6 protein-coding genes are annotated in these 9,142 nt (G+C 66.4%); 2 read left to right on the top strand and 4 right to left on the bottom strand.

Annotated features, from left to right (window positions below; translation table 11 throughout):
- Positions 1 to 141 precede the first annotated feature (141 nt).
- The 4 genes from FVW27_RS01265 to FVW27_RS01250 form a co-directional block, all read right to left on the bottom strand.
- The gene (locus FVW27_RS01265; RefSeq protein WP_167122049.1) at positions 142 to 1,158 is read right to left on the bottom strand and encodes a M15 family metallopeptidase; all 1,017 of its coding nucleotides are present in this window, start codon (positions 1,156 to 1,158) and stop codon (positions 142 to 144) included.
- Positions 1,159 to 1,667: 509 nt separating this feature from the next.
- Positions 1,668 to 2,945 (bottom strand): hypothetical protein, encoded by a 1,278-nt coding sequence (locus FVW27_RS01260; RefSeq protein ID WP_167122047.1) that lies wholly within the window; start codon positions 2,943 to 2,945, stop codon positions 1,668 to 1,670.
- Positions 2,946 to 3,485: 540 nt separating this feature from the next.
- Positions 3,486 to 5,294, bottom strand: a complete 1,809-nt coding sequence (locus FVW27_RS01255) for a pesticin C-terminus-like muramidase (RefSeq protein WP_167122045.1) — start codon at positions 5,292 to 5,294, stop codon at positions 3,486 to 3,488.
- 207 nt (positions 5,295 to 5,501) lie between these two features.
- Complete coding sequence (locus FVW27_RS01250; protein ID WP_167122043.1) at positions 5,502 to 6,254, bottom strand: hypothetical protein; 753 nt, start codon at positions 6,252 to 6,254, stop codon at positions 5,502 to 5,504.
- Positions 6,255 to 6,812: 558 nt separating this feature from the next.
- Between FVW27_RS01250 and FVW27_RS01245 the strand changes: the two genes are divergently transcribed.
- Positions 6,813 to 7,736, top strand: coding sequence for a branched-chain amino acid transaminase (locus FVW27_RS01245; RefSeq protein WP_167122042.1), 924 nt, complete (start codon positions 6,813 to 6,815; stop codon positions 7,734 to 7,736).
- Positions 7,737 to 7,970: 234 nt separating this feature from the next.
- Positions 7,971 to 9,142 (top strand): DNA polymerase III subunit gamma/tau (dnaX, locus tag FVW27_RS01240; RefSeq protein ID WP_167122039.1); only part of this gene is annotated, 1,172 nt, incomplete at its 3' end.

Below are 9,142 nucleotides of genomic sequence, written 5' to 3'. Positions count from 1 at the left end.
TGGTGGCGGGCCGTTTGGCCTGGGCGGGCGATGCCGCCAGCGCGGGCGCGGCGTGCAGGCAGAGCAGCGCGGCAAGACAGTACAGCCAGGGGCGGACGCCGTGGCGGCGTGCGGTGGAGCGCAGTGAGGTGCGGTGCGTCATCATGCGGTGGCGACCTTGATGTGCCAGGGTTCGAAGCGGACCCCCAGCATGTTGTCCTGCGGGTAGCGCAGGGTGATATAGCCCAGTTCCTCCAGCCGCCGGAATATCGGGGTGGCGGTGAAGGCGGATGTGAAGTTGCGAGCGCCGTAGCCGCGCTGCCCCACGTCGAAGTCGCCTATGCCGTGGAACGAATACCCCGGCGGGGCCAGCGAGCGCGAGGCCAGCGACAGGTTGCCCCCGTACGCCGAGGCCTTGGTGAGGAACAGGTGGAACTGCTTCATGATGCCGCGCACGCCGGAGGTGAGCACCACGTCCTCGCCCAGCAGGCGGCGGATGGTTTCCCACGTGGCGCGCGGTTCGCCCTGGTAGACGTAGTTGCCCATGCCCGGCACCTTGTACACCTCGCGCGAGGGAATGGTGGCGGTCAGCGAGTTCAGCGGCTTCATGCCCATGAATCCGTAGGCGGATGCGTCCGCGTGGAACAGTTCGTCGATGAGGGCCAGTTCCTGCGGGCTGAAGGCGCCGACGGCCGGATAGCGCTGGGCCACCCGCACCGCCTCGTCAAAGCCGAGCAGGTAGAAGAAACCATGCCCCACGGTGCGCTCCAGGCGGCCCAGCCTGTCGGTGGCGGCGTGCAGCACGGGAGTGCGCTGGGGCGGCAGGGTGATGTCGCTGGGGTGGGGGCTGTCGAACCGGCGCATCTTGAACAGGTAGTCGCGCACGGCGTCGTCGATGCCGGGGGGCGCGTCCAGGTCGCCGGAATGGTCCGTCTGCTGGGCGACCAGGTCGTCGTCCTGCGGGGGGCGGGAATTTTTGGGGCCTGATGCAGGCTGGCCAGACGCCGGGGACGGGGAAGACCCGGCGCCCGATGTGCCCGACGGGGACGGGGCAGACCCCAGCGGCCCGCTGCCGCGCCGCAAGGCGGGGCGTACTGCTGGCCCGGCAAGGGCGGTGCCCATGGCGGCCAGATGCAGCGCGCACGCGCACGCGGCGATGAGAAACCGTCGTCTGTTCATGTGCCCGTTGCGTGCCCCCGAAAGTATGGTCCCGGATGCCGAATGCGCGTTGCGCTGTACCGGTGTCGTCGCCGGATGCGCGTTGTGCGGCCTGGCTGCGCACCAGTGTGACTCCGGTTGCAGACAGGGGGGCGCAGACGCGGCACTGGATGCGTTTGGCGTGTGCTGCGGCCCGGCCCGCGCTGCCCGGTGCGGTCGGCCCTGCTCTGTCCGCCTGGACCTGCCTCAGGATGCACCGGAGTGTCCCGCGACGGTTGTATGAAGTCCGGACGGGTCGTGCCCCACCGCCATGCGCCGGGGGAACCCTATCCGAAATCCTGGCGGAACTCAAAGGGCGGGGAAGGCCGTGCATTGAGCGGTACTTGCCTGTGGGAGCCGAAGGTCGCCAAGCCGGATGGCACGTCCGGAGTGACCTTCAGTGTAGACAGTACTGGCAGCACCGGCGGCCCTAGTGCAGGTCGGGACGGGCTATTCGCCGCAGGCGAAGCGGGGGGAGCGTTGCCGATGCGCTATTCGTGGTTGCCGGGCACGCTGGCATGCCACCAGTCGGTCATGGCGGTGGGCCTTGCGTACGGGGAGAAGTCCCACGCCGCAAGAACTTCGTCCATGTCGGGGGGCAGGGAATCCGGATGTTGCCGGTCGTTGGTGTAGTGCCAGTTCCGGGGGGGAGCGTCGTTGTTGCGGTTGTCGTGGAAGAAGGCGTCCACCCTTCCGGAAGGGGCCAGGACGATGGCCCCGTATTCCATGGGCTGCCGATCGAATGTGCCTCCGCAGGCAAGGCTGCCCGTGCTGGTGCGCGTGCAACTTGCCAGTAAGTCCCGCAATTGCAGGTAAAGAGGGGGCGGCAGGATGTCCGCCAACTGGGCGGCTACTCCGGGCATGGTGTAGACGGTGTCAGCCGGAAGACCGTCAAGATGCGCGAGTCCGGTAAAGGGCCGCATCGGTGCCCCTGCCCGGTGAGCCGGACCGGGGAGGCTGTTGAAATATACATAGGCCGGGTATTCGGGGCCGTCATCGTTCGTGGGCGCAGGGGGGACGAGGCCGTTGCTGAACGGGGCGCGCCACGTCGCACAGGCGGGCTGCGAATCCGGACAGGTGGAGACGGCCAGCACGTCGTTTTCATTGTACCATTCCCGGTGGAACGAACCTGCAACCGTGCCGTGTTCTCCGTTGCTGGCAGCGTACGTGCCGGTGAAGACCGCAGGGCCTTCTTCGGATTGCCGCGCGGTGACATCGAACAGCCATGTACGGTTCTTGGCGTCGCCAGCCATGGTCCAGCGCGTGGTGGAGGTGGCAGACACCGGGCGCCTGCCTTGCCAGAAGGCAAGGGCCGTCCAGTCCGGAGCGGAGGCAGGTGGTGGCGGGGTAACTGCCTTTACCCTTGGGGCACTGGCGTGCAGCCACGTTGTTGCGGACAGGACGAGGGGCGGCCAACCGTCGAAATCCCAGATATCCACCAGTTCATTCAGGTCCGGGGGTAGCGAGTCCGGATGCTGCCGGTCATTGGTATAGTGCCAGGCCAGGTTGCGGATGCGCCCATTGTTGCGTGAAGCGTAGAAGAACACATCCACCCTGCCGGATGGGGCGACAAGCAGCGCCCCATACAACACCTGTTGCCGGTTGAAATGGCCGCCGCAGGCGATGCCGCCCCTGCTGGTCCGGGCGCACAGTCCTTCCATTTCCTGAAGCAGCAGGAAATGCGGCGGGGGGAGGATGTACGCCAGTTGGGCGGCAACACCGGGAATGGTGTTGAAGTCCCTTCCGCCATGCTCGAAGAATTCGTCCATGCCGGAGAACTGCGTTTGAGAAGGCGGCTCCCCTGCGTCAGCGGCGGCAGATTGGGGCGCGGCAGGACGAAAATCCGGAAAGGGCGGCATGGGGTGGGTTGCATCCGGGGAATAGCGCATGCAGGCGGGCGCGTTTCTGGGGCACATGTATCCGTCTGTTGCGGATATACCGGCATGCCACGTTGGTATGTCCCAGAAGACAACGGGAATGGGGCTTTCGTTCGCGGGCGTGTATGTTCCGCTGTATACGCCGCATCTGTCTTCCGTCTGCTTCGACATGACGGAGAGGCCGGGGGCAAAAGCTCCGGCAGGCATCCTTGCGGAGTTCCATTTCCGTACGATGGTCGGCACATGCGGGGTGGAAACGTTCAGACGGTCACGCGCGGGCGCCGTGGTGGGAAAAAGGCAGTGCAGCAGGAAGACGATGCCGAGCAGGCGGGCGAGGGCATGGGGCATGGGGTACCGCTTCGCTGGTTGAGGCGCCGCGCGGAAGGGGAGCCGGTATCCGCGCGGCGCGCTTTGTTTTGCGTACGCCTTTTCCTATTTTTGACGTTCGCGGGAGATTTCGTCAAGCAGCATGGCTTCGACATGACGGCGTGATGCATAACCGTCGTTGCAGTTGCGTAGTCTGTTGCTGGCAGTCTCCCAATCTTGCACCTTGATCGCGTTCCAGACAGGTTTCAGTTTGCCCGTTGCTGCACCAGTTGTCCCATATTGGTAGGCAATGGAGCTGACGACGGTCTGAGCCTGAACTGGTAGTTTATCAAAATTGCTGGAACCATCTGCCGATGGAGATTCTTGGTCAAATTTTTGGCGTGCTGCATCTCGTCTGCGTTCAATGCTGATGCGGGAAAGCGTGCTTGCCTGTTTAGTCGTGAGCTCTGGATTTTTCCCCGTGTCCGATCTGTATTGCGCAAGAACTTTTGCTGCTTCGCGTTGGTCTTTGCCTGCGAATTTTCGTAATATTTCAGCACTGTCTTTGCTTGCTTCTGGCCCCATTCGTCGTTCGAATTCTGAAATGTCTTGTTCAGTGAGATATTTCGAATCAACGCCTAGCGCAAATGCATAGGAACTCTTGCCGCCGGGGAAGTGTGGCTGTGGATTCTCCCAATCTCCATTTTTCCCACTTCCTTCCAGAAATGTCAGAGCCGCGTACAAGTGTCCAAGGGGGTCATTGTCAACGCCATCCTGCTTGATGCGTTTTTTGATGAGGTCATATTTCTCTTGCCCTTCTTTTTCCGGTGTCTTTTGCGAGGTGGTAGAATTTTGCCCCGAATCGTTACTGGCCATCAACAGGTTTTCGGCATACGGCGATCTGCCGTCATTGTAGTGCGGCAAGGTGCGGATTTCTGCTCGCCCCGAGCCGCCGCGTCCCAGCGGCGGGGTGTAGCCTTCCGAGGGCCGGGGGCGCTGTTCGGGATAGAGCCGGGAGTCCGGAGGCTGCCCGTCGTTCAGTAGCTGCTGGCCGGATCTGCCGGTGGGGAGGCCAAGGATGAGTTCATCGCCACGCCTTGGGCCGAACGGCTTGAGAATCACTTCGCCAGGGTAAATGCCGGGGCGTACCCGTGGGGGATGCGTCAGGCTGCCCTCCGGCAGAGGGAGCACGGGCTGGCGGTGTTCGAGCGTCATGGCTCCACCGCCATGGGAGAAGGTGAACGTGCCGTCCGGGTTGCGTGGGTGTTTTGATTCGTCCCACCCCTGACCGATGATGGCTTCCCCGATGAGCCCCAGCGGGTCGAAGGCGCTGACCGGATCGTCCACGCAATAGTCGTAGGGGTCATGGTCGCCGCCGGTGTCGCCCAGCGGGTCGGGCGCGGTGAAGCGTCCGGTGCGCGGGTCGTAGTCGCGAAAGCCGAAGCGCACGAGGCCGGTGTGCCGGTCCGCCAGCCCTCCGGCAAAGCCCAGCGGCAAAAAGAAGTACGGGCAGGTGTCCAGCAGCGGGTTGCCGAAGCTGTCGTATTCCATGCGCTTCACCGTGCGGCCATCGGGGTCCAGCAGCACTTTCGGCGTGCCCACCTGGTCACGCCCGAGGCGGAAGGTGACGGAGCGCGGCGGTGGGGCGGCCTCCCCGGCCTTGCGGAAGATGGACGGGGCCAGCAGGTTGCCGTCCAGGCTGTCCAGCGCGGGGCCGCGCACGGTGACCGCCTCGGGCACGCGGCCCCCGCCGTAATGAAAGGTGTAGTCCGAGCCGGTGCGATGGTCGCGGAAGCGGGCCAGGCGCAGCGGGTCGAGCCACTGGTACTCCTCGCTGGGCGCGTGGTTGCGCAACACCACGAAGGGCATGCCGTTGTCGCCGAAACGGTAGCGAATGATGTCGCCGCCGGGCAGCACCACCGAATCGAGGGCCACGGGCGCAAGCTGGTCATGCGGATGATGGGGATGATGAGGGGCGTGGGGACTGTAGGGACCGTGGGGTGCATGGGGTGTGCCCCCGGCGGTGTTGCCTGCATTGCCCCCGTTGCCCCCGTTGCCCCCGTTGCCATAGTAGAACCACGTGCTGTGCGCCCTTCCTCACGGCAGCGCAGCCGCGAACAGCCCTTTTGCCCGCTGGCTGCGTCAAACAGCGTCTGCCACATCGGGCGGATACGAGAAGAGTATGCGCCCTCGTGGCAGACTTGTTTTCCTTGCCAGCGAACAAAAATGCGTGTTCGCGGGGCCGTCCGGGGCGTACAGGTAGCGCGCCCGCCCGGCGCGCACGAGGCGGCCCGTGCCATCGTAGGCAAAGGCGCGCTCCGTCTCCAGCATCCGCTGCGCGTCGCGCGACATGCCGGGCAACGGGTTCACCCTTGCCGTGATGCGCTGCCCCGCCGCATTGTAGGTGTAGCGTTCCGCCACCTGGCCGTCGCGGCGCGCCTCGGTCAGGTGGCCGCGTTCGTCGTGGGTGTAGTCGTAGCTGGAGGCGCGCCCGCCGCAGCGTTCCTGTTTGGCGCGCAGCCTGCCCTCGGGCGAGAAGGCGCACTGCACGTCCAGCGCGGGGAGGATGTCGCCGGACTGGGGAGCGGTGGCAGAGGCGGCGGACCCGTCCGTCCCGCCGGGGGCACCCTCGGCGCGGGAATGGGGCGTGTGGGGTGCGGGCATGGCGAAAGCTCCGGAAGCGGGGGGAGCCGCCGGGAATGCGTCCGCGCCGTACCCCGGCCCGGCAGGCACAGTCCCTCCGACAGGCACTGCCCCTCCGGCGGGCGCGGCCCGCTCGTCGCGGGGGCGCTTGGCGAATACCACGGTGCGCAAAAAGTCTTCGGTGGACATGGCCTGGGGAGAACGCTGGGCAGGGGCGCGACGGGATGCGCGCCCGCGTGTGAATGCGGACATGGCATTTCCTTTGGTTGATGGTGGAAATGCCGCATCCGTAGCATGCGGGTTTCGGCCCGGCGTTGCCGCAACAGGGCCGCAGTTGGGTGGGGTGGCCGTCCGGAGGGGGTACGGCCATGGTGTTTCCCGGATGCGCACGGCGCGCTGCGCCGCACCGCAGTGCCCGCCCGTCATCACGACGGCTTCCCCACACCTTCGCCACCTTCGGTCGCATCCAGCCAACATCCAGCCAACATCCAGCTAGCCACCGGTCAGCATCCCCTCGCCATCCTGCCACCACCCGGACGTCCCCCGGCCCGTCGCCGCCCCGTCCTCCCACTCCCCCTGTCCGCCCACCCGCTCCGCCCCCCGTTCCACCCCGGCGCGTCTTGACCTTGCCGGGTGGCTTGATTAGCGTGGCACGTCTTCACACCACGCGGTGCGCCGGGGGCCCGGCGCGCCATATCCGTCACCACACAGGCGTGGCCGTGCCGCCACCGCTGGCCGCCATGCGCCCGCCAGCGCGGCCCGCCAACGTGCCCCGAAACACGCGGGGCGTACATCCGAGAGGTAGGAAACATGGTCCAGAAAGCGGAAACCATCTGGTTTGACGGCAAGCAGGTGCCCTGGGACGAAGCCAACGTGCACGTGCTGACCCACACCCTGCATTACGGCGTGGGCGTGTTCGAAGGCATTCGTGCGTACAAGTGCGCCGACGGCGGGTCCGCCGTGTTCCGCCTGCGCGAGCACATGCAGCGCCTGCTGAATTCGGCCAAGATCCTGCGCATGGTCATTCCCTACACCGTCGACCAACTCGTGGACGCCGTGGAAGACACCCTGAAGCGCAACAAGCTGGCCGAAGGCTACATCCGCCCCCTGTCGTTCGTGGGCGCGGGCGCCATGGGCGTGTACCCCGGCGACAACCCGGTGCAGACCATCATCGCCGCCTGGCCCTGGGGCGCCTACCTTGGCGCAGAGGCGCTGGAACACGGCATCCGCGTCAAGACCAGCTCGTTCTGCCGCCACCACGTCAACGCCATGATGACCAAGGCCAAGGCCTGCGGCAACTACGTGAACTCGGTGCTGGCCAAGATGGAGGCCAAGGCCGACGGCTACGACGAAGGCCTGATGCTGGACACCCAGGGCTTCGTGTCCGAGGCCACGGGCGAAAACATCTTCATCGTGCGCGGCAAGCTCATCAAGACCACCCCGCTCACCTCGGTGCTGGACGGCATTACCCGCAACAGCCTGATCACCCTGGCCCGCGAACTGGGCTACGAAGTGGTGGAACAGCAGTTCACCCGCGACGAACTGTACATCGCCGACGAGGCGTTCTTCTGTGGCACCGCCGCCGAACTGACGCCCATCCGCGAGGTGGACCTGCGCGTCATCGGCCAGGGCAGCGCCGGTCCGGTGACCAAGCACCTGCAGGGCGAGTACTTCAAGGCCGTGAAGGGTGAAAACCCGGCCTACGCCCACTGGCTGCACCGCTATACCATCTAGGGTCCGTCCGTGTATGATCGCCGCACGCCGGGCACCCGCCCCGGCGTGCGGCGTGCGTTGCGGCCCGGAAACCCTGGCTGGCCCAGATAATCCGGACAGCCCGGAAACCCCGGAATCGCCCGTAGCGTACGAATTTCTCTGCCCCACGGCACGCACCAACCCGCGCCCCGTCCGGCGTCCCGTCCTTCCGCGCGAAGGCGGGCGGGACAGGCGGCGCAGCAGGCCCGCATCGTCATGAGCAACGCCCCCCTCACCGCCAGATACCGCCCGCAGACCTTCGCCGAGGTGGCCGGGCAGGAGACGGTAAAGGCCATCCTTTCCCGCGCCGCGGCGGAAGACCGCGTGGCCCCCGCCTACCTGTTCAGCGGCACGCGCGGGGTGGGCAAGACCACCATTGCCCGCATCCTGGCCAAGGCGCTGAACTGCGAAAAGGCACCCACCGGAGAGCCGTGCAACACCTGCGAGCAGTGCCGCAAGGTGGTCATGGGCAACCACGTGGACGTGGTGGAAATCGACGGCGCGTCCAACCGGGGCATCGAGGACGCCCGCCGCCTGCGCGAGGCCATCGGCTACGCGCCCATGGAAGGCCGCTACAAGGTCTTCATCATCGACGAAGCCCACATGCTGACGCGCGAGGCGTTCAACGCCCTGCTGAAAACGCTGGAGGAACCCCCGCCGCGCGTCACCTTCGTGCTGGCCACCACAGAGCCGCACAAATTTCCCGTGACCATCATCAGCCGCTGCCAGCACTTCACCTTCAAGCGGCTGCCCGAGCACGAACTGGAAGCCCACCTGACCGGCGTGCTGACCCGCGAGGGGCAGGATTTCGACCCGGCGGCGGTGCGGCTTATCGCGCGGCGGGCCGCGGGCAGCGTGCGCGATTCCATGTCGCTGCTGGGGCAGGTGCTGGCCCTTGGCGGCGAGCGCCTGACCGTGGAGGGGGCGCGCGGCGTGCTGGGCCTGGCCGGGCAGGAACTGTTCTTCGAGGTGATGCAGGCCCTGGCCTCGCAGGATTGCGTGGCGGTGTCCGCCGTGGTGCGCGACCTCTTGGACAAGGGCGTGGACATCGGGTTCTTTCTGCGCGAACTGGCCGCCACCTGGCGCAACCTGTTCATGCTGCGCCAGGCGGGCGAGGCTGCCCTGCCCGCGCTGGACCTGCCGGAAGAAGAGGCCCGCCAGTGGCTGGAATGGGCGCCGAAGTTCGAGATCACGCACATTCACGCCTGCTGGCAGATGACCCTGGAAGGCCAGCGCCGGGTGCTGACCAGCCTGGAACCGGCCATGGCGCTGGAACTCCTGTTGCTGAACCTGGCCATGCTGCCGCGCCTTGTCTCGCTGGAGCAGCTGTCGCGCGGCGGCGGGGCTGGCCCCGCTGGCGGACGCGGCGTGCCCGGCGGCGTTGGTGG

Source organism: Nitratidesulfovibrio liaohensis, assembly GCF_011682075.1.
Classification (GTDB): domain Bacteria; phylum Desulfobacterota; class Desulfovibrionia; order Desulfovibrionales; family Desulfovibrionaceae; genus Cupidesulfovibrio; species Cupidesulfovibrio liaohensis.
The sequence above is the reverse complement of the archived record's forward strand: the minus strand, read 5'-3'. Positions and strand labels throughout refer to the sequence as shown.

Excerpts from the sequence above, each read along its gene's own strand:
- FVW27_RS01265 (WP_167122049.1), bottom strand. The coding sequence starts at position 1,158 with ATGAACAGACGACGGTTTCTCATCGCCGCGTGCGCGTGCGCGCTGCAT.
- FVW27_RS01260 (WP_167122047.1), bottom strand. The coding sequence starts at position 2,945 with ATGGACGAATTCTTCGAGCATGGCGGAAGGGACTTCAACACCATTCCC.
- FVW27_RS01245 (WP_167122042.1), top strand. The coding sequence starts at position 6,813 with ATGGTCCAGAAAGCGGAAACCATCTGGTTTGACGGCAAGCAGGTGCCC.
- FVW27_RS01250 (WP_167122043.1), bottom strand. The coding sequence starts at position 6,254 with ATGTCCGCATTCACACGCGGGCGCGCATCCCGTCGCGCCCCTGCCCAG.